21 protein-coding genes are annotated in these 23,683 nt (G+C 68.5%); 12 read left to right on the top strand and 9 right to left on the bottom strand.

Translation table 11 applies throughout. The features are described from left to right. Window positions 1–2: 2 nt before the first annotated feature. The 4 genes from gspI to A6B37_RS07215 form a co-directional block, all read right to left on the bottom strand. The gene (gspI, locus tag A6B37_RS07230) at window positions 3–404 is read right to left on the bottom strand and encodes a type II secretion system minor pseudopilin GspI (protein ID WP_102770849.1); all 402 of its coding nucleotides are present in this window, start codon (window positions 402–404) and stop codon (window positions 3–5) included. Beyond that, window positions 391–879, bottom strand: coding sequence for a type II secretion system minor pseudopilin GspH (gene gspH / locus A6B37_RS07225; protein WP_111825317.1), 489 nt, complete (start codon window positions 877–879; stop codon window positions 391–393). Before gspH ends, gspI begins: the two co-directional genes overlap by 14 nt. After that, complete coding sequence (gene gspG / locus A6B37_RS07220) at window positions 851–1,279, bottom strand: type II secretion system major pseudopilin GspG (protein WP_102770851.1); 429 nt, start codon at window positions 1,277–1,279, stop codon at window positions 851–853. Before gspG ends, gspH begins: the two co-directional genes overlap by 29 nt. 74 nt (window positions 1,280–1,353) lie before the next feature. Then, window positions 1,354–1,803 carry a general secretion pathway protein GspC gene (locus A6B37_RS07215; RefSeq protein WP_111825316.1) on the bottom strand — a complete coding sequence of 150 codons (450 nt, stop codon included), beginning with the start codon at window positions 1,801–1,803 and terminating at the stop codon, window positions 1,354–1,356. 171 nt (window positions 1,804–1,974) lie between these two features. Here A6B37_RS07215 and A6B37_RS07210 point away from each other — a divergent pair, with 171 nt between their 5' ends. From A6B37_RS07210 to A6B37_RS07200, 3 genes are read left to right on the top strand one after another with little or no spacing between them, the layout of a single operon-like run. Then, window positions 1,975–3,975: a LamG-like jellyroll fold domain-containing protein gene (locus A6B37_RS07210; RefSeq protein ID WP_111825315.1), complete on the top strand. Its 2,001-nt coding sequence runs from the start codon at window positions 1,975–1,977 to the stop codon at window positions 3,973–3,975. A gap of 20 nt (window positions 3,976–3,995) precedes the next feature. Continuing rightward, a complete protein-coding gene (locus tag A6B37_RS07205) occupies window positions 3,996–4,190 on the top strand; it encodes a hypothetical protein (protein WP_102770853.1) in 195 nt (64 codons plus the stop codon). 37 nt (window positions 4,191–4,227) lie between these two features. Continuing rightward, entirely contained in the window at window positions 4,228–6,399 is a 2,172-nt protein-coding gene (locus A6B37_RS07200) for a phospholipase C, phosphocholine-specific (RefSeq protein WP_168202087.1), read from the top strand. A 30-nt stretch (window positions 6,400–6,429) separates the two neighbouring features. Here the strand turns inward: A6B37_RS07200 and A6B37_RS07195 are convergent, their stop codons facing one another. Further along, a complete protein-coding gene (locus A6B37_RS07195) occupies window positions 6,430–7,332 on the bottom strand; it encodes a LysR family transcriptional regulator (protein ID WP_102770855.1) in 903 nt (300 codons plus the stop codon). A gap of 105 nt (window positions 7,333–7,437) precedes the next feature. Here A6B37_RS07195 and ggt point away from each other — a divergent pair, with 105 nt between their 5' ends. The 6 genes from ggt to A6B37_RS07165 all read left to right on the top strand — a co-directional run bounded on the left by ggt (window position 7,438) and on the right by A6B37_RS07165 (window position 14,883). Further along, window positions 7,438–9,066, top strand: a complete 1,629-nt coding sequence (ggt, locus tag A6B37_RS07190; RefSeq protein ID WP_102770856.1) for a gamma-glutamyltransferase — start codon at window positions 7,438–7,440, stop codon at window positions 9,064–9,066. Window positions 9,067–9,123: 57 nt separating this feature from the next. Continuing rightward, a complete protein-coding gene (locus A6B37_RS07185; RefSeq protein WP_102770857.1) occupies window positions 9,124–10,635 on the top strand; it encodes an ABC transporter substrate-binding protein in 1,512 nt (503 codons plus the stop codon). 121 nt (window positions 10,636–10,756) lie between these two features. Continuing rightward, window positions 10,757–11,701, top strand: a complete 945-nt coding sequence (locus A6B37_RS07180; RefSeq protein ID WP_111825313.1) for an ABC transporter permease — start codon at window positions 10,757–10,759, stop codon at window positions 11,699–11,701. Continuing rightward, on the top strand, window positions 11,698–12,576 hold the full coding sequence (locus A6B37_RS07175; RefSeq protein ID WP_111825312.1) for an ABC transporter permease: 879 nt from the start codon (window positions 11,698–11,700) through the stop codon (window positions 12,574–12,576). The genes A6B37_RS07180 and A6B37_RS07175 overlap by 4 nt, the downstream gene beginning before the upstream one ends. A 14-nt stretch (window positions 12,577–12,590) precedes the next feature. After that, window positions 12,591–14,447 (top strand): dipeptide ABC transporter ATP-binding protein, encoded by a 1,857-nt coding sequence (locus A6B37_RS07170; protein WP_111825311.1) that lies wholly within the window; start codon window positions 12,591–12,593, stop codon window positions 14,445–14,447. A gap of 37 nt (window positions 14,448–14,484) precedes the next feature. Then, a complete protein-coding gene (locus tag A6B37_RS07165; RefSeq protein WP_111825310.1) occupies window positions 14,485–14,883 on the top strand; it encodes a VOC family protein in 399 nt (132 codons plus the stop codon). Window positions 14,884–14,892: 9 nt separating this feature from the next. Here the strand turns inward: A6B37_RS07165 and A6B37_RS07160 are convergent, their stop codons facing one another. Continuing rightward, window positions 14,893–15,543: a LysE family translocator gene (locus A6B37_RS07160; protein WP_102771800.1), complete on the bottom strand. Its 651-nt coding sequence runs from the start codon at window positions 15,541–15,543 to the stop codon at window positions 14,893–14,895. A 128-nt stretch (window positions 15,544–15,671) separates the two neighbouring features. Here A6B37_RS07160 and A6B37_RS07155 point away from each other — a divergent pair, with 128 nt between their 5' ends. Together A6B37_RS07155 and A6B37_RS07150 are read left to right on the top strand one after the other, a co-directional pair. Next, on the top strand, window positions 15,672–16,208 hold the full coding sequence (locus tag A6B37_RS07155; protein WP_102770862.1) for a YaeQ family protein: 537 nt from the start codon (window positions 15,672–15,674) through the stop codon (window positions 16,206–16,208). Window positions 16,209–16,328: 120 nt separating this feature from the next. Beyond that, window positions 16,329–18,059, top strand: a complete 1,731-nt coding sequence (locus tag A6B37_RS07150) for a sensor domain-containing diguanylate cyclase (protein WP_246842391.1) — start codon at window positions 16,329–16,331, stop codon at window positions 18,057–18,059. Between the two features lie 13 nt (window positions 18,060–18,072). Here A6B37_RS07150 and A6B37_RS07145 read toward each other — a convergent pair whose 3' ends face one another. From A6B37_RS07145 to A6B37_RS07135, 3 genes are all read right to left on the bottom strand, one after another. After that, entirely contained in the window at window positions 18,073–18,699 is a 627-nt protein-coding gene (locus tag A6B37_RS07145; RefSeq protein ID WP_102770864.1) for a chorismate lyase, read from the bottom strand. Between the two features lie 68 nt (window positions 18,700–18,767). Then, window positions 18,768–21,482: an autotransporter outer membrane beta-barrel domain-containing protein gene (locus A6B37_RS07140; RefSeq protein WP_246842431.1), complete on the bottom strand. Its 2,715-nt coding sequence runs from the start codon at window positions 21,480–21,482 to the stop codon at window positions 18,768–18,770. Window positions 21,483–21,589: 107 nt separating this feature from the next. Further along, complete coding sequence (locus tag A6B37_RS07135) at window positions 21,590–22,753, bottom strand: GGDEF domain-containing protein (protein ID WP_111825307.1); 1,164 nt, start codon at window positions 22,751–22,753, stop codon at window positions 21,590–21,592. A 158-nt stretch (window positions 22,754–22,911) separates the two neighbouring features. On the opposite strand from A6B37_RS07135, the gene A6B37_RS07130 reads away from it, so the two are divergent. Beyond that, window positions 22,912–23,643, top strand: coding sequence for an rRNA pseudouridine synthase (locus A6B37_RS07130; RefSeq protein ID WP_102771801.1), 732 nt, complete (start codon window positions 22,912–22,914; stop codon window positions 23,641–23,643). Window positions 23,644–23,683: the final 40 nt, after the last annotated feature.

The following is a 23,683-nucleotide window of genomic DNA, read 5'->3' as shown; positions in this document are numbered from 1 at the left end:
GGCTAGCGCACGCCGGACAACAGGCCGTCGAGCTGCAGCAGGACGGCGTCGGGCCGCGGCGAGGACGCGTCGCGCACGCGGATGGCCACCTGGCGGAAGCTGCGGTTCATCGAATTGGTGAACTCCAGTTCGCATTGCAGCGCGCGGCCGCCCTGGGCGCACGGCATGCTGCGCGTGCCGGCGCGCGGCAGCGTCTGCTCCAGGCGCAGCTGGGCCAGCGCGTTCTGCGCCGCCAGCAGCGCCAGCGTCTTGTCCTGCAGGTTGCGGTTGTTGGCCGCCATGACGCCGGTCGCGCGCAGCGCGGCGGCCATCGCGACGGCGATGATGGCCAGCGCCACCAGCACCTCGATGAGCGTGAAGCCGCGTTCGCGGCCCGGGCGGCGGGGCGGTTCAGCGGATCTCATAGCGTCCGGCGGCGTCGCGCTCGAGCACGACCTGCGCGCCTGCCGCGCGCAAGGTCAGCGTCATGGGCGAGGCGACCCATTCCGTGTTGAAGACCAGCGGCCGGTCCGGCGCGAGCTGCAGCTGCACCGGGCCGGCCGACCAGGCGCGCGGGCGCAGCACCGCGTCGCGCTCCAGCCGGTCCACGGGCAGGGGCGCGTCTTCGTCGGCGCTGATGTTTTCGGAACGTCCGCGGCGCTCGAAGGCCCAGCCTTCGGCGCCGGCCAGCCAGCGTATCGGACGGCCGTCGCTGCGCGCCTCGCTCTGGGCCACCGAGAAGGCGTCGGCCAGGCGTTGGGCGTCGTTGCGCAGCGGGTTCTCGCCGCGGCCGACGGACAGGCTCACCATGCTGGCCGCGATGGCGACGATCACCAGCACGACCAGGACTTCGACCAGCGTGAAGCCGCGTTCAGAGTTCCCAGGAGCCGATGTCGGCATCGCCGTTCTCTCCGCCGGGCTTGTTGTCGGCGCCGAACGAGAACACGTCGATATCGCCTTTGACGCCGGGGCTCAGGTATTGATAGGGATGGCCCCAGGGGTCGTTGGGCAGCTTGTCGAGGTAGCCGCGCCAGTTGTTGGCGCCCTCGGGCTTTTCGACCAGCGCGCGCAGGCCCTGGGCGGTGGTGGGATAGCGGCCGTTGTCCAGGCGGTAGAGCTTGAGCGCCTGCATCACGCCGGCGATGTCCTGGCGCGCGGCGACCTGGCGGGCCTGGTCGGGACGGTCGAGCACGCGGGGAACGATCAACGCCGCAAGAATCCCCATGATCACGATCACCACCATGATCTCGATGAGGGTGAAACCCTGCTGGCGGGCTGGCCCGCGCGGAAACTGACGCACTTTGAACTCCGGTCTTCAGTAGAAGCGGAGGATTGTGGTCATGAAATATGACAGCAATATTGGCGGGCGGGTTTTCAGCCGTTGGCCCGCACGATGCCCGCGGGCGCGGGCGGCGCCGCAGGGGCCGGCAGGCGGCTGGCGCGCCCGGCCTGCTCGACGGTGATCGTTTCGGCCGCGACCTCGCGCAGCACGATGCCTGGCGCGACTTCGTCGCCGACGCGCCAGGCCAGCGGCGGGCCGCCGTCGATGCTGAGCACGGCCGCGCCGTCCGGCCCCGCCGCGATCACGCCCAGCACGCTGATCTGCGTGCGCATCGCCTCGTCCTTGCCGAACCAGAGCGCGACGGGGCCGTTGTCGACGGCGCGCGGCGCGGCGGCGGCCGACACGGCCGGCGGCAACGAGGCCGGCCGCGGCGCCAACAGGATGGACGCCCACACGCCGATGCCGGCGGCCAGCGCCAGGATGGCGGCGATACGTAGCGCCGCGGGCGCGGCGGGCAGGGCGAAACGCAGGGACAGGGGCATGGGTGATGGCGAGGCCATGAATCGATGCGCCGACTATAGCGGGGTTTCATGACACAAAAAAAATCCTGATCCGTCGATCAGCCTTTCTCCTGCTTGCTTAACGGCCGGTTCACGTTCGCCGGCCACCATGTGCGGCAACACAAACCCCGTTCATGAGGCAAGAAGAAGAGCATGCAGATACGCGATTGGAGAAGATGGTGCGCCACGCTGCTGGCGACCAGTGTCCTGGCCGGCTGTGGCGGCAGCGACGACGACAGCGAGGATACCTCGGCGCCGACCACGCCGCCCACACAGCCGCCGGTGACCGAGCCCGACCAGACCCGCGCCGACAAGGTGCTGTTCATCGGCGTGGACGGCCTGACCTATGACGCGATGCGCCGCGGCGTGGCCGACCGGTCGCTGTCCAACATCGGCCAGCTCACCGTCACCCGCGCCTGGACCGGCGGCGTGACCGGCGCGCCCACGCAGCAGCCCACGCTGCCCGCGCCCGGCTGGGCCACGCTGCTGACCGGCCAGTGGGCCGACCAGCACGGCGTGCGCTTCTCCGAACAGACCCAGCCCATCAAGACGCCCACGCTGTTCCAGCGCGTGAAGTCGGCAAGGCCCGAGGCGCGCACCGCCGCGGCGTTCAATTCCAGCGTGGTCGCCGGGCTGCTCGCCAAGGACCGCGACGACGGCAGCCTGCAGGCCCTGACCGATTGCGCGGGCGGCGACGATTGCGTGGCCACGCAAGCGCGCGACCGCATCGCCGAAGGTTATGACGTCGTGGTGGCGCAGTTCGGCGCGCCGGCGCGCGTGGCCTCCGAATCCGGATTCGGCGGCGCCTACGACACGGCCATCCGCCAGGCCGATAGCGCCATCGGCGAACTGACCAAACAGATCGCCGACCGCAAAGCCGACCATCCCGGCGAGAACTGGCTGGTGGTCGTGGCCTCCAGCTACGGCCTGACCCAGAACGGCGTCGTCGACAGCCGTCCGTTCTCGTCGACCAAGACCATCGTGCTGGCGGCCAACCAGCCGTCGCTGCTGGGCGGCAACGCCGACGACGCCGTCGTCGACGGCCTGTGGGACAACAACTGGTATGCGCTGCCCAGCGCGGCCGACGTGGCGCCCACGGTGCTGGAGCACCTGGGCGCGCTGCCGCCTGCGGCCGGCTACGACATGGCGGGCACGTCGCTTTCCGACACGCTGGTACTGCGCAACCTGTCTGCGCGCACGGCCATCAACAACAAGAGCGTCACGCTCAGCTGGACACGCGTGGGCGAACCTACCGCAGACGCCGTGATCCGCCGCGACGGCGTCGAGATCGCGCGCGTGCCGGGCGCGGACACCGGGTACGTGGACGAGAACCTGGTCTTCGACGCATCGGGCCTGCACGAGGTGACCTACAGCGTGACCCTGGGCGAGTCCACGACCGCGGCGCGCACCACGGTGAACTACGTCAAGCCGCCCGAGCTGCTGGCCTCGCTGCGTACCGAGCTGTCCATGTTGTTCCCGTTCGAAGGCAATCTTACCGACGTGGCCGCCGGCGGCGGCGCCATCACGCCGTTCGACGGCGCCCAGGCGCCGGCTTATGCCGACGTGGGTGTGTTCGGCAAGATGTTCAAGAACGAGCGCAGCGCCGCGCCGTTGGGCGCCTTCAAGCTGGATTATCCGGCCGGCAAACTGGACGCGGTCCAGGCCTTCACCATCGGCTTCTGGTACCAGTCCGACGGCGCCGCCAACGACCGCTCCATCGTGGGCAACAAGGACTACAACTCCGGCGGCAATCCCGGCATCACCATCGCGCAATGGTCCGGCCCGGTGCTGTATTTCAACCTGGCCGGCGGCGGCCGGCGGGTCGACATCAACGGCGTGAAGTTCACGCCCAACAAGCCGGTCTACATCGCGATGACGGTCGACAAGACGGCGCGCACCATGACCGCGTCGGTCTACGACAGCGAGCTGGGTTTTTCCTCTCGCACCATCAGCACGGGCGCGGTGGACCTCGGCCAGATCGCCGGCGTCTACGGCCCGCACCTGGGCCTGAACGAAGACGGCCGCGGCACGTATTCCAACGGCCCTTACACGATGTATTTCGACGACCTGGCCTTCTGGTCGCGGGCGCTCACGGAAGACGAAGTGAAGTCCCTGGCCATGTCCGGCAAGTCCGTCTCCGAACTGTTTCCCTGATGTTCCAAGGATAGAAAACGATGAACCAATCCACGATGTTGCGCGGGTTCCTGCGCCTGGGCGCGGTGCTGATGCTGAGCGCCACGCTGGCCGCCTGCGGCGGCGATGACGGCGATAGCGGCGGCAGCGAGCCTCCCGGCACCGGCGGCCAGCCGGAAACGCCGACCCCCGTGCCGCCCACGCCGGCCAAGCCCGAATTGCGTTGCGCGCCCTGAGCCGCGCCAGCCCACCCAACACATAGGAAGAAAAACCGTGACGTCCGACAAAGACCAGGTCCACGCCGGCAAGCGCCGCTTTCTGCGCACCGCCGCCGCCTCGACCGCCGGCCTGACCGCGCTGTCCATGTTCCCGCCGGCCATCCGCCGCGCACTGGCCATCCCGGCCAACAACCGCACCGGCACCATCAACGACGTCGAGCACGTGGTGATCCTGATGCAGGAAAACCGCTCCTTCGACATGTACTTCGGTACGTTCAAGGGCGTGCGCGGCTTCGGCGACCGCATCACCATTCCGCTGCCCGAGAACCGCTCGGTCTGGGAGCAGAGCAACGGCGCGCGCGTGGTGATGCCGTATCACCTGGACAGCACGCAGGGCAACGCCCAGCGCGTGGCCGGCACCCCGCACGACTACCTGGACGCCCAGATGGCCTGGGACGCCGGCCGCATGGACCAATGGCCGCGCTACAAGCAGAACCAGTCCATGGGCTACTACCGCAAGCAAGAGGTGCAGTTCCAGTTCGCGCTGGCCGAGGCCTTCACGCTGTGCGACGCCTATCACTGCTCCTCGCACGGCGGCACCAACACCAACCGCCTGTTCTTCTGGACCGGCACCAACGATCCGCTGGCCCAGGGCAACGGCCCCTCCACCCGCAACCAATGGGATTCGCTGGGCGCCTCGTCCACCGGCTGGAACTGGAAAACCTATCCCGAGCGCCTGCAGGAAGCGGGCGTGAGCTGGAAGGTCTACCAAAACCTGCCCGACAACTTCACCGACAACTCGCTGGCGGGTTTTCGCAATTTCCGCCGCGCCAACGAACTGGCCGGCAACAACGCCAACGGCTCGCCTTACCCGGCCTGGGCGCCGTCGGACGACGCGACCAATCCGCTCTACAAGGGCGTGGCCAACACCATGCCGGACGGCGGCTTCCTGCAGGCGCTGCGCGAGGACGCGGCCAACGGCACGCTGCCGCAGGTGTCCTGGATCGTGGCGCCGGCAACCTATTCGGAGCACCCCGGCCCGTCCAGTCCGATCCAGGGCGCCTGGTACATCCAGGAGACGCTGGACGCGCTGACCGCCAATCCGGAGGTCTGGAGCAAGACCGTGCTGCTCATCAACTTCGACGAGAACGACGGCTACTTCGACCACGTACCGCCGCCGGCCGCGCCTTCGCTGAACCCGGACGGCTCCATGGCCGGCGCCTCCACCGTCAACACCGACCTCGACCGCCACACGCGTCCCTCGGCCCAGGACGCGGCCGACGGCCGGGTCTACGGTCCCGGCCCGCGCGTGCCGATGTACGTGGTGTCGCCGTGGAGCCGCGGCGGCTGGGTCAACTCCCAGGCCTTCGACCACACCTCGGTGCTGCGTTTCCTGGAAGCGCGCTTCGGCGTGGCCGAAGACAACATCAGCCCGTGGCGTCGCGCGGTGCTGGGCGACCTGACCTCGGCCTTCAACTTCGTCAACCCCAATGACGAGAAGCTGCCCAACCTGAACCTGCAGACCCGTTCCGAGTCCGACGACAAGCGCCGCGCGCAGGAAGCCCTGAACGCCGTGCCGCTGCCGGACCCCAGCACCCAGGCCAGGCCGGTGCAGGAGCCGGGCATGCGCCATTCGCGCCCCTTGCCCTACGAGCTGCACACCAGCGCCCGCGCGCAGCCCGACATGGGCGCCATGCGCCTGGTGTTCGCCAATACCGGCAAGCAGGCGGCGGTGTTCCACGTCTATGACCGCCTGAACCTGGACCGCCTGCCGCGCCGCTACACGGTGGAGCCGGGCAAGCAGCTCGAAGGCAGCTGGGACGCGGCGGCCGATGGCGGCAAGTACGACCTGTGGGTGCTCGGGCCCAACGGCTACCACCGCCACTTCGCCGGCGACCTGGCCCTGGCCCGCACGTCCGAGCTGGCCGCCGAGATCCGCGTCTGCTACGACGTGGCCAACGGCGACGTCTACGTCAGCTTCATCAACGGCGGCAAGAGCGCGTGCACCTTCGAAGTCGCGCCCAACGCCTACTACGCCAACCGCGAGCGCTGGGAGTTCACCGTGCCCGCCGGCGGCGAGGTCGAGCAGCACTGGGCGCTGGCGGACAGCCACAGCTGGTACGACTTCACGGCGCGCCTGGCCGAAGACCCGGCCTACCTGCGCCGCTTCGCCGGCCGCGTGGAAACCGGCAGACCGTCGGTGACCGATCCGGCGATGGCGCTGTAGGGTTGCCAGGCGCGGGGCCGTCGGCCGTCGTCAGGCGGCCGTCGGCCCCACACTCCCGCGAAACGCCGTCGCGCATCCCGCGCAGATCGCCGCCGTAATCCCCTGGCGGGCGTGTTCGCGCCGCTCCAGCATGCCGATCGCCCGCGCCATCGGGCCCAGGTCCGGCGGCAGCCGCAGAATCCGCAGTTCCGGGCTCTGCTGCCAGTTGGAGCCGTGGATCAGGGGCAGCAGGGTGACGCCGACCTCCTGGCGCACCAGTTCCACCAGCGTCTCGATCGCGTTCAGTTCCAGGAATTCGTTCAGCGGCACCGCCAGGCGCCGCAGCAGCCGGTCGATCTGCAGGCCGGTGCGCTGGGTCCGGTCGAAACGCAGGAAGGGGTTGGCCGCAAGCACCTGGCGCGCGTCGGCGCCGCGCGCCGAGCGCGGCGCGATGACGACCAGTTCTTCTTCATATAGCGGGGTCCAGCGGGTGCTCGCCATCTTGCGGCCGGCCTCGACCAGGAAGGCGGCGTCCAGTTCGCCGTCCTCGACCTTGCCGGCCAGCTCGCTGGCCTTGCCCGACAGGATGCGCACGTCCAGCTTGGGATGAACCTTCTTCAGGCCCGACACCACCTTGGACAAGGTGCCCATGCAGGACACGATGCTGCCCACCGCGACCGAGCCGGCCAGTTCGCCCGGCACGGTGGGCGGGCGCCGCATGCGGTCGTACAGATCCAGCAAATGCTTGATTTCGGGTAGCAATTCGCGGCCGGCTGCGTTAAGAATGGCAAGACGGCCGCTGCGGTCGAACAATTCGCGGCCGAGTTCCGCCTCCAGCGAGCGCATCTGGAAGCTGACGGCCGCCTGGGTCAGGGCCACCTGCTCGGCGGCTTCGGAGAAAGAGCCGTGGTGCGCCACCGCCAGGAACGTCCGTAGGAAGCGGATCGTACTCATAAAAAAACTTTTTATGACGGAACAAAAAATCAAATTGATTTAATTAGATCACAAGAGTACTTTCGCCTGGGTCCATGCACACCAACCCGTTATGAGATTCGCACCATGAAAGCCTTCGACTGGGGCAACCCGTATCCTTCCGTCCGCATCCCGCTGTTCGCCCGCAACGTGGTCTCCACGTCGCATCCGCTGGCGGCGCAGGCCGGCTTGCGCATGCTGCTCAAGGGCGGCAACGCCGTGGACGCCGCGATCGCGGCGGCCGCCACCATCGTCCTGGTCGAACCCGTGTCCTGCGGCCTGGGCGGCGACTGTTTCGCCATCGTCTGGGACGGCAAGGAGCTGCACGGCCTGAACTCCTCCGGCGTGGCGCCGGCCGCCTGGAACGTGGAGTACTTCAAGCGCAGGCACGGCGTGGGCCCCAACGGCCTGGCCGTCCAGCCCAAGCGCGGCTGGGACGCCGTGACGGTGCCGGGCGTGGTCGCCGGCTGGGCCGCGCTGCATGAAAAGCTGGGCAAGCTGCCGTTCGAGCAGCTGTTCGAGCCCGCCATCGAGGTCGCCGAGCGCGGCTACGCCGTGCCGCCGGTGGTGGCGCACAAGTGGGCGGCCGCCGCCGACGAACTCAAGGACCAGCCCGGCTACGCCCAGGCCTTCCTGCCCGAGGGCCGCGCGCCCAAGGTGGGCGAGCATTTCCGCTTCCCGGACGCCGCCTACACGCTGCGCCGCATCGCCGCCAGCAAGGGCCGCGACTTCTATGAAGGCGAGCTGGCCGAGCGCATCGCCGCCTTCAGCAAGGAGTGCGGCGGCGCCATGACGCTGGAAGACCTGCGCAACTACCGTCCGCAGTGGGTCAAGCCGATCTCCAAGTCCTACCGCGGCTACGAGCTGCACGAGATCCCGCCGAACGGGCAGGGCATTGCCGCGCTGATCGCGCTGGGCATCGTCGAGCGCTTCGACATGGCCGGCATGCCGGTCGATTCGGTGCAGTCGCAGCACGTGCAGATCGAAGCCATGAAGCTGGCTTTCGCCGACCTGTACAAGTACGTGTCCGATCCGCGTTCCATGCAGGTCACGCCCGAGCAGATGCTGTCCGACGCCTACCTGGACAGCCGCGCCAAGCTGATCCGCCTGGACCGCGCCACGCATTTCGAGGCCGGCCGTCCGCACGCCGGCGGCACCATCTACCTGACCGCGGCCGACGAGAGCGGCATGATGATCTCGTTCATCCAGTCCAACTACATGGGCTTCGGCTCGGGCGTGGTGGTGCCGGGCACCGGCATCAGCATGCAGAACCGCGGCGTGGGCTTCTCGATGGACCCGCAATCGGCCAACGTGGTCGAAGGCGGCAAGCGTCCGTTCCACACCATCATCCCGGGCTTCCTGACCCAGGGCGGCAAGCCCGTCATGAGCTTCGGCGTGATGGGCGGCGACATGCAGCCCCAGGGCCACCTGCAGACCGTGGTCCGCATGATCGACTACCACCAGAACCCGCAGGCCGCCTGCTGCGCGCCGCGCTGGAAGGTCAACCGCGACTTCACGCTGGACATCGAGACCAATATGAAGGCCGCGACGGTTGCGGGCCTGAAAGACCTCGGGCATGCTTTGAAGTCCGTCGAAGATCCCTACATGGACTTCGGCGCGGGCCAGTTCATCTGGCGCATGTCCGAAAGCGACAACGAGCTGGGCTACGTGGCCGCCAGCGACAGCCGGCGCGACGGCCAGGCCGTGGGCTTCTGAACCAGCGCGGGCGTACGCGGCGCGTACGCCCGCGCCGACACAAGGGGAAAAAACACAATGAAACGCTTGACCTTGACCTTGGGCGCCAGCCTGCTGGCGCTGGCCGCCGGCGCGGCCGGCGCGCAGAACATGCGGATCGGCCTGCAGGAAGATCCCGACGTGCTGGACCCGCACCGCGCGCGCACCTACGTCGGCCGCATCGTCTTCACCTCGCTGTGCGACAAGCTGATCGACATCGATCCCAAGCTGCAGTTCGTGCCGCAGCTGGCCACCTCGTGGTCGTTCAGCCCCGACAACAAGGTGCTGACCTTCAAGCTGCGCCAGGACGCGCTGTTCCATGACGGCAGCAAGTTCGACGCCGCCGCGGCCAAGGCCAACCTGGAACGCGCCATGAGCCTGCCGGACAGCCTGCGCAAGGGCGAGCTGGCCTCGGTCGAGAAGGTCGAGGCGCCGGACGCCGCCACGCTGGTGCTGACGCTGAAGAAACCCGACGCCACGCTGCTGGCGCAGCTGTCGGACCGCGCCGGCATGATGCTCTCGCCCAAGACCTTCACCGACGACGTGGCGGCGGTGGGGCGCAAGCCGGTGTGCTCGGGCCCGTACAAGTTTGTCGAGCGCATCCAGAACGACCGCATCGTGCTGGAGAAGTTCGACCAGTACTACGACGCCAAGGACTTCGCGTTCGAGCGCGTCACCTTCCTGCCCATTCCGGACACCACGGTGCGCCTGTCCAACCTGCGCGCCGGCGACCTGGACATGCTGGAGCGCCTGAACCCCTCCGACGTGCCGCAGGTCAAGAACGACGCCAGCCTGACCTTCGCGCCGATAGCCGGCCTGGGCTTCCAGCAGTTCATGTTCAACGTGGCCAACGGCAAGCGCGCCGAGGACAATCCGTTCAAGAACAAGCTGGTGCGCCAGGCGTTCCAGTACGCCATCGACCGCAAGGCCATCAGCGAAGTCGCCGGCGGCGGCATTTTCGAGCCGGCCCAGCAGCCGTTCCCGCCGGCCAGCCCCTACCACAGCGACAAGTTCCCGCCGACCCAGCGCGACGTCGCCAAGTCCAAGGCCCTGCTCAAGCAGGCCGGCCTGGAACGGGTGAAGGCCGAACTCGTGTTCGGCAACAACACCACCACCTCGTCCATCGCCGAGATCGTCCAGGCCATGGCCGCCGAGGCCGGCTTCGACCTGTCGCTGCGTCCCACCGAGTACGCGGCGCTGCAGAAAGAGGCGTCCGGCGGCAACTTCCAGATCGTGATGCTGGGCTGGTCGGGCCGGGTCGATCCGGACGGCAACATCCACGCCTTCGTGACCTGCAAGGGCGCGCTCAACGACGGCCATTACTGCAATCCGGAAGTGGACAAGCTGCTCAACGAGGCGCGCACCGTGCCCGACACGGCCAAGCGCAAGGCGATCTACGACCAGGCGCAGACCATCCTGCAGGACGAGCTGCCCGGGGTCTACAACTACTACCAGCCCTGGCCGTTCGCGCTGGCCAAGAAGGTCCAGGGCTTTACGCCCTATCCGGACGGCATGGTCCGTCTCAAGGGCGTGAGCTTCGCGAAGAAGTGACCGCGGGGCGGCTGTCCGAGGCCGCCCGAGCCGGACGCGCAGCGCGCGTCCGGTTATTCTTCGTGGCAGCCGCAAGCTCCGCGGCAAGCGCCTGCCGCTGCTCCCGTTTCCCGGTTTTCCTATGCTTAAACTCATCCTGCGCCGCGTGATCGTCGCGATACCGACCTTGATACTGGTGTCGATGATCGTTTTCATGCTGCAAAAAATCCTGCCCGGCGATCCCGTGCTGACGCTGGCCGGAGAAGAACGCGACCCGGCCGTCCTGGACTACCTGCGCGAAAAATACCGGCTCAACGATCCGCTACCCATGCAGTACGCGGCCTGGGCCAGCCAGGTGCTGCAGGGCGACCTGGGCAAATCGCTGCGCACCGACGTGCCCGTCACCACGCTGATCGGCCAGAAGCTGCCCGTCACCTTGCAACTGGCCGCGATGGCCATGTTCTTCGCGCTGCTGATCGGCATCCCCATGGGCATCCTGGCCGCCGTGCGCAAAGGCAAGCCCATCGAGATGGGCGCCAACATCGCGGCGCTGTCCGGCATGTCCATACCCAATTTCTGGCTCGGCATCATCCTCATCATGGTGGTGTCGGTGCAGTGGCGGCTGCTGCCGGCCTCGGGCTACGTGTCGCCGTCCGAGGACTTCTGGCTCTCGATGAAGACCATGCTGATGCCCGCGCTGGTGCTGTCCACGGCGATCGCGGCCTACCTGATGCGCCATACCCGCTCGGCCATGCTGGAGGCGCTGTCGGCCGACTACGTGCGCACCGCGCGCGCCAAGGGCGTGTCGCCGCGCAGCGTGGTGCTGCGCCACGCGCTGCGCAACGCGCTCATGCCCATCGTCACGCTGGTGACCCTGCTGTTCGGCGAACTGCTGGCCGGCGCCGTGCTGACCGAACAGGTCTTCACGATCCCGGGATTCGGCAAGCTGGTGGTCGACGCGGTCTTCACGCGCGACTACGCGGTGGTGCAGGGCGTGGTGCTCTGCGTCGCGGTGGGCTTCATCGTGATGAACCTGCTGGCCGACATCCTGTACATCCTGGTCAATCCCCGCCTGAGGCACTCATGAGCGCATTTCCTGCAACGGCCGCAGCCGTCACGCCGCCCCGCAGCCGCAATCGCGCCTGGGCCAAGTTCAAACGCAATCGCATCGCCATGCTGGGCCTGGGCATCGTGCTGGTGTTCGTGGCGCTGGCCGCGCTGGCGCCGCTGATCGCCAGCCACGATCCGTTCCAGACCAGCTTCACCACCATCCGCAAGGCGCCGTCGGCGGCCTACTGGCTGGGCACCGACGAGCTGGGCCGCGACATCTTCAGCCGCATGGTCTACGGCGCGCGCGCCTCGCTCATGGCGGGCCTGGTGTCGGTGCTGATCGCCCTGGTCGCGGGCGTGCCGTTCGGCCTGGCCGCCGGCTATTTCGGGGGCTGGACCGACAGCGTCATCTCGCGCGCCACCGAGGCGCTGCTGGCCATTCCCTTCCTGATCCTGGCCATCGCGCTGGCGGCCTTTCTCGGCCCCAGCCTGACCAACGCCATGATCGCCATCGGCGTGTCGGCCGCGCCCAAGTTCATCCGCCTGACGCGCGGGCAGGTGCTGGCCGTCAAGAACGAGGACTACGTGCAGAGCGCCCGCGCGCTGGGCGCCTCCGACCTGCGCATCATCGCCCGGCACGTGTTTCCCAACGTCATGCCGCCGCTGATCGTGCAGGCCACGATCACCATCGCCACCGCCATCATCGCCGAGGCCAGCCTGTCCTTCCTGGGCCTGGGCCTGCAGCCGCCCAACCCGTCCTGGGGTTCGATGCTCAACACGGCCAAGAACTTCATGACCCAGGCGCCGTGGATGTCCATCTTCCCCGGGTCGGCCATTTTCCTCGCGGTGCTGGGCTTCAACCTGCTGGGCGACGGGCTGCGCGACGCGCTCGATCCGCGCCAGGACAAGTAATCGATATGGCAACCATGGACCCCAAACGCGTCGTCCAGGTCAACGACCTGACCGTGCGCTTCAAGACCCCCGAGCGCACCGTGGAAGCGGTGCGCAGCGTCTCCTTCCACGTCGACCGCGGCGAAACCCTGGCCATCGTCGGCGAGTCCGGATCGGGCAAGTCCGTCACCTCGCTGGCGCTGATGCGCCTGGTGGAATACGGCGGCGGGCGCATCGTCAACGGCGGCATGTTGCTGCGCCGGCGCAACGGCGAGGTGCTGGACCTGCTCAACGCCCCGGATTCGCTGCTGCAGCGCGTGCGCGGCGCGGACGTGGCGATGATCTTCCAGGAGCCGATGACCTCGCTCAATCCCAGCTTCACGGCCGGCAGCCAGATCGCCGAGGCGCTGCAGCTGCACCAGGGCCTGGACGCGGCCGCGGCGCGCGCCGAGACCCTGCGCATGCTGGAGCGCGTGCGCATCCCGGAGGCCCGCGCCATCCTGGACCGCTATCCGCATCAGCTGTCCGGCGGCATGCGCCAGCGCGTCATGATCGCGATGGCGCTCTCGTGCAAGCCGCAGCTGCTGATCGCCGACGAGCCCACCACTGCCCTGGACGTCACCATCCAGGCCCAGATCCTGCAGCTCATCCGCCAGCTTCAGGAAGAAATGGACATGGGGGTGATCTTCATCACCCACGACATGGGCGTGGTGGCCGAGGTCGCCGACCGCGTGCTGGTCATGTACCGCGGCGACAAGGTGGAAGAGGGCGGTTCGGACGAGGTCTTCGCGCGCCCGCAGCACGCCTACACGCGCGCACTGCTGTCGGCCGTGCCGCGCCTGGGCGCCATGCAGGGCACCGACGAGCCCGCGCCGTTCCCGCTGTTGCGCGTGGACGCGCCGGCGCCGGAACCCGCCGCGAGCCAGCCGGTTGCGGCGGCCTCCACCGTGCGCCGCGACAACGGCCCGGTGCTGAAAGTGCGCGACCTGACCACCAGCTTCGACATCACCGGCGGCATATTCGGCCGGGTCCAGAAACGCGTGCACGCCGTGGAGAAAGTCAGCTTCGACCTGTATCCCGGCGAAACCCTGTCGCTGGTGGGCGAATCCGGCTGCGGCAAGACCACCACCGGCCGTTCGCTGCTGCAGCTGGTCAAGAGTAAGAGCGGCTCCATCGAGTTCGACGGCCAGAACATCGGCGCGCTGCGCGGCGGCGCCATGCAGACGCTGCGCCGCCACATCCAGTTCATCTTCCAGGACCCGTTCGCCTCGCTCGATCCGCGCATGACGGTGGGCTATTCCATCATGGAGCCGCTGCTGATCCACGGCGTGGCGCGCGGCCGGCAAGCGCAGGACCGGGTGCGCTGGCTGATGGACAAATGCGGGCTGCTGCCCGAGATGATCGACCGCTATCCGCACGAGTTCTCCGGCGGCCAGCGCCAGCGCATCTGCATCGCGCGCGCTCTGGCGCTCAACCCCAAGGTCGTGATCGCCGACGAATCCGTCTCGGCGCTGGACGTCTCCATCCAGGCGCAGATCGTCAACCTGCTGCTGGACCTGCAGCGCGAGCTGGGCGTGTCGTTCCTGTTCATCTCGCATGACATGGCCGTGGTCGAACGCGTCAGCCACCGGGTGGCCGTCATGTACCTGGGCCAGATCGTCGAAATCGGCCCGCGCCGCGCCATCTTCGAGAACCCGCAGCATCCCTACACCAGGAAACTCATGGCGGCCGTACCCATCGCCGATCCCCAGCGCCGCCACCGCGAGCGCTCGCTGCTGGTCGACGAAATCCCCAGCCCGGTGCGCAAGCTGGGCGACGACCCGCTGGTCCGGCCGCTGGTGGCGGTGGGCGAGGGGCATTTCGTGGCGCAGCATCCGGTAGGGGTGTATTGAGGCATGGGCGTATGCCAGTCCACCAAGGAGCCATACCGTGTTTTCCCACGTATTCGTCGGCGTCACCGACTTCGAGCGCGCGCTGGGCTTCTACACCGCGCTGATGGACACCCTGGGGCTGGAGCTGCGATTCCTGGACCGGCACCGCCCCTGGGCGGGATGGCATAGCGCGGGCGGCCAGCGTCCGTCCTTCGTGATCTGCCGGCCGTACGATGGCCGGGCGCCGCATCCCGGCAACGGGCAGATGACGGCTTTCATGGCGCCATCGCGAGAAGCCGTGCGCCAGGCGCACCGGGCCGCGCTCGAACACGGCGGCCGCTGCGAGGGCCCCCCGGGCCTGCGGCCGCAATATCACGCCAACTACTATGGCGCGTACTTCCGCGACCCGGACGGCAACAAGCTGTGCGTCGCCTGCCACGGGCCGGCGGAGGACTGACGCGCGCCTTCAGCGCTTCTCCAGCGCCAGCTTCAATCCGAACGCGATGAAGACCGCGCCCGTCATGCGGTCCAGGCCGCGCATCACGGCCGGCCGCGACAGCCAGCGCGCCAGCGGCCGGGTCGCCGCCACCAGCAGGGCGAACCACAGCACGCCCAGCACGGCGTGGATCGCGGCCAGCAGCAGGCTGAAGCGCAGCACGTCGGCGCCCGCGGGGATGAACTGCGGCAAAAAAGTGATGTAGAAAATCCCGACCTTGGGATTGAGCACGTTGGTCAGGCAGCCGCGCACGAACCAGCCGCCGGCGCTGGCCGCCGGGGCCGACGCCGGCGCGGCCCGCAGTCCGGCTTCGGCGATGCCGCCGCCGCGCCTGAAGCTGCCCCACAGCAGCCGCAGCCCCAGGTAGCACAGGTACAGCGCCGCGCAGATGCGCAGCGTGTCGTAGGCCAGGCTGGAGACCAGCAGCAGCGAGCCCAGCCCGAAGGCGGCGACCGCGCCCCAGACCAGGCAGCCCGTGGCCACGCCCAGGCCCGCCATGAAGGCCCGCCGGCCGCCCTCGACGGCGGCGGTGCGCAGCACCAGCGCGCTGTCCATGCCGGGAGTGACGGTCAGGATGGCGGCGGCCAGGGTGAAGGCGAGCAGGGCGGCGGTGGCGGTCATGGGCGGCTCGGAAGGAAGCGGGCGGCGGGCGCCGCGGCAAAAGCCAGTGTAGCGCCGCCGCGGGCGCGCGCCGGCAGGCGGTATCATGGCGGCCTTCAGTCATACGCTTCATTCAACGGATTCCCGCCATGGCCCTGCGCGCCACGATCTACAAGGCCGAACTCAACGTCGCCGACACCGACCGCCACTATTACGGCAGCCACGCGCTGACGGTGGCCCGCCACCCCTCCGAGACCGACGAGCGCATGATGGTGCGCCTGGTCGCCTTCGCCCTGCATGCGCAGGAGGACCTGAGCTTCACCAAGGGCCTGAGCGAGACCGACGAACCCGACCTGTGGGCCAAGGACCTGACCGGCGCGGTCAAGCTGTGGATCGAAGTCGGCCAGCCGGAAGAACGCCGCATCCTGCGGGCCTGCGGCCGCGCCGAAGAGGTGATCGTCTACTGCTACGGCGGCTCGGCCAGCAAGATCTGGTGGGACGGCGTCAAGAACAAGCTGGAGCGCACCCGCAATCTGAAGGTCGTCAACCTGCCGTCGGATCAGGCCAAGGCCCTGGCCAGGCTGGCCGAGCGCACCATGCAGCTCAATGCCAATATTTCGGACGGCGTGGTGTACTTCTCGGCCGACAAGGGCGAAGTCAGCATCGAGCCGGAAGTCTGGCGTTAACGACGTTCCCCGCCCCGCGGACGGGGCCATCGCGGCGCGAACGGCGCAACGTGTAAAACAATGCCATTTTGGTGCTGGACGTGACAAAATGTCATCCGCGGCCGGCACATGACCGCGTCGATGAACTTGCTGCGATGGTCCGAAATGCCTGCTACAGGTGATTTTCCTTGCGCACCTGGTCCCGCGCCCGCCGCCGGCGCGGGCAAGGCGCAGCCCGAGCCGGACGGCCCGCTGGACCGGCTCGCCCGGCTGGCCCGGCGCCAGTTCGGCGTGGACATGGTGCTGGTGGCCTGCAGCGACGCCGACGGCCTCTGGCAGGCCCAGGCCGGCGCGCCGCCCGCGGCCGCGCAACCCGCTTTCGCTGCGGAATGCCCGCTGTTGGACGAGGATGGCCGCCAGATGGGCACGTTCCGGCTGCTGCATGGGCAGGCCCGCGAATTCGGCCCGCAAGACCGCCAGTCCCTGGAAGACTACGCCGCGCTGGCGGCCTCGGCGGTCGAAAAGCGCCGGGCGCTGGCCGCCGAACGGGCGGCCGAAGACAGCTGGCGCGTAGAGGCCCGCAACCTGTCGATGGCCGTGGCCGGCAGCGGCACCGGCGTCTGGGACCGCAATGTCGTGACCGGCGAGATCACGTATTCGGCCGGCTGGAAAGCGCTGCTGGGCTACGGCGAATCCGAACTCACCAACCGCATCGAGGATGCGTACAAGCGCCTGCACCCCGACGACGCCGACTACGTGCGCGCGGCCATGCAGGCGCATTTCGAGGGCAAGACCGAAAGCTACGAGGTCGAGCACCGCATCCTCTGCAAGGACGGCAGCTACAAATGGATCTGCAGCCGCGGCAAGGTCGTCAGCCGCGACGCGCAGGGCCGGGCCCTGCGCATGATGGGAACCACCACCGACATCAGCGCCATGCGGGCCATGTCGGAGCGGCTGCAGCGCACGGCCGACCTGCTGGTGAACCTGACCGACGCCGTGCCCGGCATGGTGTTCCAGTGCGGCCAGCGGTCCGAGGGCGGACCGGCGCGCTTTCTCTACGTCAGCGCAGGCATCTGGGACATGTTCGAACTGACGCCCCAGGACGTCCAGGAAGGCGCGGCCGCCATCGAGCAGCGCGTCCATCCCGACGACCTGCCCGCCTATCACGCCTCGCTGCAGGCCGCCGCCGCCGCCCGCACGCACTGGCACCAGGAGTTCCGCGTTTGCCTGCCGCGCCAGGGCCTGCGCTGGCGCCAGGGCGACGCCAGCCCGCGCACCGCGCCCGACGGCTCGGTGGTCTGGCACGGCTTCGTCACCGACATCACCGACCGCAAGCGCGCCGATTTCGAGCTGCGCGAACTGGCCGCCACCGACGCCCTGACCACCTTGCCCAACCGCCGCCACTTCATGTCGCGCATCGAGGCGGAGCTGGCCCGGATCAAGCGGCAGAACAGCGATTGCGCCGCCGTCCTGATGTGCGACCTGGATCATTTCAAGCAGATCAACGACACCTGGGGCCATGCGATCGGCGACGGCGTGCTGCGCCACTTCGCCAATACGCTGCGCGGCCAGCTGCGGGCCGTGGATCTGGTGGGGCGCATAGGCGGCGAGGAGTTCGCCGTGGTGCTGCCCGACACCGACATGGAGCGCGCCCACGCCTTCGCCGCGCGGGTGCAGCAGCGCATCGCCGACGCCCCGTTTCAGGCCGGCGGGCGGCACATTCCGCTGACCGTCAGCATCGGCATATCCACCATGCACACCATGGACGAAGCCGCCGAACTGGCGCTGAGCCGCAGCGACCGCGCGCTCTACAACGCCAAGCAGCTCGGGCGCAACCGCATCGAATCCGCGCCCTCGGTGTTTTCGCGATAGCGCCGGGTGCGCCTCAGCGCGCGCCCGGCGTGCGTTGATGCGCCTGCAGGGGCGGGGGCGTGCGCCCGGCGGTAAGCGTCCAGAAGCCGGGCAGGAAGCACTCGGCCACCAGCAGCGGCTGGCCCATGCGCCAGAACACCGAGCGCCGCGCCCAGACGCCGGCGGCGCCGATGTCGTGGCGCGCGACGCCCAGCGCCCGCAGCGCCGTCGCATAAAACGGCACCGGCGCGGCCAGGCGGCGGCAGGCAAAGGGCGAACGGATCACGGTGCGGTCGTGATAAAGCATGTCCGCCAGCGGCCGCGTCGACAGGCGCCGCATACCCTGCCAGGCGCCGTGCGAGGCCGTCAGCGGCGTCAGGCTGCGGGCCGGCACGCTGTCCACGCCGTCGATCGACATCAGGACTTCACGCACCCAGACCGGGCTGCCGGGCGCGATGCGCATGGCGCGCGCCTCGTCGGCCGGCGCGCCGTCGGCGTACTCGGCCAGCACCCGCAGGCGGACCTGGCCGACCTGGCGCAGGCCGGCGGTCAGCGCGCCGGGACGGAACAACCAGTGCCGCATGGCGGCGGGCAACAGCGGCGGGGCGGCCGCCAGCCAGCCCGGGGCAAGGGGAGGGGAAAGGACTGCTAGGCTTGTCATGGCTGCGTATTATGCCAACAGCGGTGGGTCACAGGGTTTGTTGCGCGCGCCCATCAGCCTGTCCAGCCCTAGAACATCATCCTGAAACCCGCCGTCGCGGTGGCAATATAGCTGCCCGAAAAGTCCGCATCGACGTCGATCTGGCCGTAGATCGCGTAGCGCTCTCCCCAACGGTAGTCCGCTCCCGCTCCCATGCTGCCCCAGGTTCGCGCCATACGGCTCGCCGCCGGCACGCCGGCCACGCGCACACGCGTTCCATCCAGGAATTCATGTTTCACGTTGACGACGCCGTAGACGTTCGATGACCTGTTCACGCCGGCTGTCTGCCAATTGCTTTTGTAGTCCAGCGCGATGCCGAGGCGGCCCAGCAAGCTGTCGCCCTTGTCGCTTTCGATATGCGCGCCGAACTTGTCGTTGAAGCTGTCGAAGCGGGTCGCGGCGTATGTCAGTTGCGCCTGCGGGATCAGGGAGAGTCCCTCTGCCAATCCGAAAGCCTTGCCCGCTTCGACGCCCAGCCCGTAGCTCTGGGCTTTGCGGCCCTTCTTCAGCGTGCCGGCCAGCCGGGAATCGAGGTCGCTGTCGAACCACGCCGCCTGGGCCTGGGTATCGAGGTAGACGCCATTGTCGCCGTACCAGGTCAGCGTCGGCGTCAGGCCATAGGAGGTGGTGTCGATCGCGCCGTCGCCGTACGCCGACGACACGCGCGTGTCGGCCTTGCCGTAATGAAAGGCCAGGCCGCCCACCAGACGGGAGCCCTCTGCCTGACCGGCCAGGATGCGGTCAACGCCGAATTGCGCCTTCCAGCTATCGATGTCCTGCCGCGCGCCCGTGGTGGACACAGAAGGTTCGAGCCGGCTCGTCGTGCCCTCCAGGCGGCTCCATACGCCGTTGCGGCGCGCGTCCGCGGGATCGTAGACGCGGTTGCCGACGCGCTGGCGCAGGGTGGGCAACCGGCTCAGGTGAAGCAGCGTATTGGCATAGGCTTCATAGACCGGCACGCCGGGCTGATAAAGCAGGGGAGGCTCCGCGCCCGGCGAACCGCCGCCGGCGGGCGGGGCGCCGGGGCCGGCCGGCGGCGCCCCGGGATCGGTAGGGGGCGCGCCGGGATCGGTCGGCGGGGAGCCTGGATCGGTCAGGGATGACCGCAAATACCAGCCGCCGTCAGCCTGATCCTGTTGCAGCACATAGCCATAGGCGCCCGCCACCAACGCCGGACGCCCCGCGATGACGTAGTCGCCGTTGGCCAGGTCGAATTGTCCCGCCGAGACGCCATCGACCTGCACGACCTGTATGCCTCGCCGGGTCTGCGCGCCAACGCCTCCCATGTTCTTCACCGTGACCGGCGTCGTGCCGGCGCTGTCGCCCGTGATCACCAGTTTGTCCGTCGGCGAATCGTCGGCGCCAAGCCGCGTGCGGACTTCCAGATTGCCGCCTTGCGCCGCATAGTCGCCGGCGATCGTCAGGGTGCCGAAGCCGCTGCGCGGACCCGGCGCGATCGTGCCCCGGTTGGCCGTCGCGCCCACGCGCCCGGTGCCGGTGAGCCGCGCGCCCGCGAACACATTGACCGGTCCGCCGAGGGTGCCATCCACCTGCAGCGTTCCGGCCTGGGCATCGGTGGTCCCCATGAACGCGGCGCTGTTGCCCGACAAGGTCAGCGTGCCCGCGCCCAGCTTGGTGAAGCGCGAGCTTCCGGAGAAAGCGGTCGTCACGCCGACGTCGTGTCCGTTCGTGTCGAACCATGCGCCTTCGCCGCCCACGGCCTGCGTGGCGAAGCCTTTCAGGAAGTCGCGTTCGTCACGATTGGCGCGCAGGACGCCGCCATCCAGGTTGAAGGCGGCGTTGCCGGCGCCCTTGATCACGGAGCCGGTTTCCAGCACGCCGCGGCCGCTGCCATCGCCGGTCAGGTTCAGCGTGCCGGTGGCGGTGCCGGCAATGGCGACCCACGTATTGCTCGCTGCAACCGCCAGCCCGCCTTTTTCGATCGTGAGGGCGCCCGTGCCTTCCGAGCCGACTTCGATGCGGTCGCTTGCCAAGAGCGTCGAGATGTCGGCCGTCGCGCTGGATACGGTCACCGTGCCGACGCCGCCTGCGCCTGCCCCGATGTAGACCGTCGCCGCGGCGCCGGGCCCGGTCGAGCCTTCGGTGTGCACGGCGGCGCCATCCTGGACGCGCAGATCCCCGGTTCCGTAGAAACCGACGTAGATGTTGTTCAGGGGGGCCCAGACCGATGCGCGGCCCGATACCGTGACGCGTCCATCGCCGCTGGCGTCCCAGCCGATGATCCCCTGACCGCTATGCACGGCGCCGCCGTTGTCGATTTGCAGCGTGCCGCGGCCGGCCCCGCCGATGTCGAACGCGCTGACCGGAGCGAGGTTCCAGGCCGACCCCGGTCCGGAAACGACGACGCTTCCGATGCTGCCGTCGGCGGAGCCGATGCTGCCCGATGCGCTTTGCGCCACGCCTCCGTCCAGAATGCGGAGCGTGCCGTTACTGCCGGGGTCGGTACCGACATATACCGGGCCGAGGCTGGTCCAGGTCGACGGGCCTGACACCGTCAGCGTGCCCACGCCGCCATTGAGATTGCCTATGAATGCCCAGTCGTTGCGGACGGTTCCGCCATCGCTGATGGTCAAGGTCCCGGTGAGGGAATTGCCAACGATCAGATCGCCCCCGACAGACCAGTCCGGCGTCTGGACCGTCCCGGGCTGCACGTCCCCCGTACCGGAGACTGTTTGAGCGTTCGAGGCGGTTGCGAAGCCGGTCGCGGAGGCGACCAGGATTATCCATTTCGACCACCCCGCGCCATTGCAACTCGCTGCGACCACGGCAAATCCTCCCCGAAATAATTGAGAACCTTATCGGTATCGATACGGCACGCGGCGCGCCGTTTTCATAGGTAATTACCCGCGTCGACCGGCGCGGACAGGCCAAGCGCGGCGCCGGCGACCGTGCAGTTCCGTCCTTTCCGCTTTGCCGCATAGAGCAGGTCGTCCGCGCGCTTCAAGGCGTGGGCCAATGGTTCCCCCGCCTGTACCAGCGTCACGCCCATGCTGGCCGTGAAACGCGAATTGGGCGCGTGCGGCGTCCAGCGCTGCGCCACGAAGTTCGCGCGGATCTCCTCGGCGACTGCGGCGGCGCGCTCCAGGCTGGTTCCCGGCAGCAGCACCAGGAACTCTTCTCCGCCCAGCCGGGCGGCGAAATTCCCTGCCTCTGCCGCCGTTCTGAGCAGGCCGCCAAATCGCGCCAGCACCATGTCGCCAAACGGATGCCCGAAGACATCGTTGATGCGCTTGAAATTATCGATGTCCGCCATGATCAACGCGGTCGGCGTGGCGGACCTGGCGACGGTGGTGAAAAGACCATCGAGGCCCTGTCGGTTCAGCAGGCCTGTCAACGCGTCGGTATGGGCTTGTTGGCGGTATTTCTCTATGGCGTCGTAGCTCGTCGCGATGAACACCGCGAACGTCAGGACGATGCTCCCCAGCAGCCCCGTGTATTGGATCAGGGTTCCCCAGACGGACGTCCTCCATTCGTCCATGGCGACAGGCGTCGGCGCGGCGATATACAGGATGCACTGTCCGGTCAGCACCAGCGCGATGAAGAGAAACGCGGCGGTGAGCACCTTGTCCGACGTGGTCGCGACCTGCCTTGCAAAGGAGACAGTGGCCCGCCAGATCATGAGCGCGCAACAGGCCTGGACGAAGAACGTCTCCAGTTTTGCGCTGGAGAACAGGACGACCGAGACGATCACCATCGCCGTCGAGGCCAGCAGGACCGCAATATCGATGTAGGGAGAGGGCGGTGCGCGGCGACGGCTCTGGAGCGCGCGACAGGCCAATATGACGCCGCCCAGAATGAACGCGTCCTCGACCACTTGTTTGTAAGGGGAAAGCGCGTTGGCCGGCACGAGCATGACGGCGTACCCGGTGCCCAGGCAGGCGAGGGCGCTGCCCCACCGGACGGTATTGAAGCCCACCATGCGCGCGGCCCAGAGTCCGATGGCGCACATCAGGATCGCCGCGGGCACGGACCATTCAAGCAGGGTTGCGGGCATAGACGGGTGAGACCGTGGAACGGATGCAGCAAATGTTGTGTCGGAAAAGATTACAGTGTGTAGCAATGTATCGCTAGCGGCCAACCGTCAAGGATTGCAAGCGATGCGGGCACTGGACCGGGTTTGGCCGCCTCGGGCCTGCGCTTACAATGCCGCCCATGGAAAAAGTACGTATCTCCAAGCTCATGTCTGAGCGTGGACTGTGTTCGCGCCGCGAGGCCGACGCCTATATCGAGCGCGGCTGGGTCCGCGTGGACGGGGTGGTGGTGTCCGAGCTGGGCGCCCGGGCCTTTCCCGATCAGGTCATTACGCTGGAGCGCGCCGCGCAGGCGCGCCAGACCGCGCGCGTCACGATTCTGATCAACAAGCCGGTGGGCTATGTGTCGGGCCAGGCCGAAAAAGGCTATACGCCCGCGGTCGCGCTGATCGACGCCCGGTCGCGCTATGCCGGCGACCGCGAACCGCGCCGGTTCGAGCGCGGCCACCTGGACGGGCTGGCGGTGGCCGGCCGGCTGGACATCGATTCGCAGGGCCTGCTGGTGCTGACGCAGGACGGGCGCATCGCCAAGCACCTGATCGGCGAGGACTCCAGCGTGGACAAGGAGTATCTGGTGCGGGTGCAGGGCAGCCTGTCGGAGAACGGGCTGGCGCTGCTCAACCACGGCCTGTCGCTCGATGGCAAGCCGCTGCGCCCGGCGCAGGTGCGCTGGCAGAACAGCGACCAGCTGCGTTTCGTGCTGCGCGAAGGCAAGAAACGCCAGATCCGCCGCATGTGTGAACTGGTCGGCCTGAAGGTGGTGGGCCTGAAGCGCGTGCGCATCGGGCGCGTGGCGCTGGGCGACCTGCCGCTGGGGCAATGGCGCTACCTGCGCGAAGACGAGCGTTTCTGAACGCCGGGCCGCGCGGCCCGATTGGTCGTGTGCGCCGACA

Origin of the sequence: Achromobacter sp. HZ01 (assembly GCF_003267925.1) — a bacterium.
GTDB lineage: Bacteria > Pseudomonadota > Gammaproteobacteria > Burkholderiales > Burkholderiaceae_B > Achromobacter > Achromobacter pulmonis_A.
This window is presented reverse-complemented; position numbering and strand designations above follow the sequence as displayed.

Coding starts and splice junctions, on each gene's coding strand:
- A6B37_RS07185 (WP_102770857.1), top strand. CDS start 9,124: ATGAAACGCTTGACCTTGACCTTGGGCGCCAGCCTGCTGGCGCTGGCC.
- A6B37_RS07215 (WP_111825316.1), bottom strand. CDS start 1,803: ATGCCCCTGTCCCTGCGTTTCGCCCTGCCCGCCGCGCCCGCGGCGCTA.
- A6B37_RS07175 (WP_111825312.1), top strand. CDS start 11,698: ATGAGCGCATTTCCTGCAACGGCCGCAGCCGTCACGCCGCCCCGCAGC.
- A6B37_RS07180 (WP_111825313.1), top strand. CDS start 10,757: ATGCTTAAACTCATCCTGCGCCGCGTGATCGTCGCGATACCGACCTTG.
- A6B37_RS07150 (WP_246842391.1), top strand. CDS start 16,329: ATGAACTTGCTGCGATGGTCCGAAATGCCTGCTACAGGTGATTTTCCT.
- A6B37_RS07135 (WP_111825307.1), bottom strand. CDS start 22,753: ATGCCCGCAACCCTGCTTGAATGGTCCGTGCCCGCGGCGATCCTGATG.
- A6B37_RS07195 (WP_102770855.1), bottom strand. CDS start 7,332: ATGAGTACGATCCGCTTCCTACGGACGTTCCTGGCGGTGGCGCACCAC.
- gspI (WP_102770849.1), bottom strand. CDS start 404: ATGAGATCCGCTGAACCGCCCCGCCGCCCGGGCCGCGAACGCGGCTTC.
- A6B37_RS07170 (WP_111825311.1), top strand. CDS start 12,591: ATGGACCCCAAACGCGTCGTCCAGGTCAACGACCTGACCGTGCGCTTC.
- ggt (WP_102770856.1), top strand. CDS start 7,438: ATGAAAGCCTTCGACTGGGGCAACCCGTATCCTTCCGTCCGCATCCCG.
- A6B37_RS07155 (WP_102770862.1), top strand. CDS start 15,672: ATGGCCCTGCGCGCCACGATCTACAAGGCCGAACTCAACGTCGCCGAC.
- A6B37_RS07145 (WP_102770864.1), bottom strand. CDS start 18,699: ATGACAAGCCTAGCAGTCCTTTCCCCTCCCCTTGCCCCGGGCTGGCTG.
- A6B37_RS07130 (WP_102771801.1), top strand. CDS start 22,912: ATGGAAAAAGTACGTATCTCCAAGCTCATGTCTGAGCGTGGACTGTGT.
- A6B37_RS07160 (WP_102771800.1), bottom strand. CDS start 15,543: ATGACCGCCACCGCCGCCCTGCTCGCCTTCACCCTGGCCGCCGCCATC.
- A6B37_RS07210 (WP_111825315.1), top strand. CDS start 1,975: ATGCAGATACGCGATTGGAGAAGATGGTGCGCCACGCTGCTGGCGACC.
- A6B37_RS07205 (WP_102770853.1), top strand. CDS start 3,996: ATGAACCAATCCACGATGTTGCGCGGGTTCCTGCGCCTGGGCGCGGTG.
- gspH (WP_111825317.1), bottom strand. CDS start 879: ATGCCGACATCGGCTCCTGGGAACTCTGAACGCGGCTTCACGCTGGTC.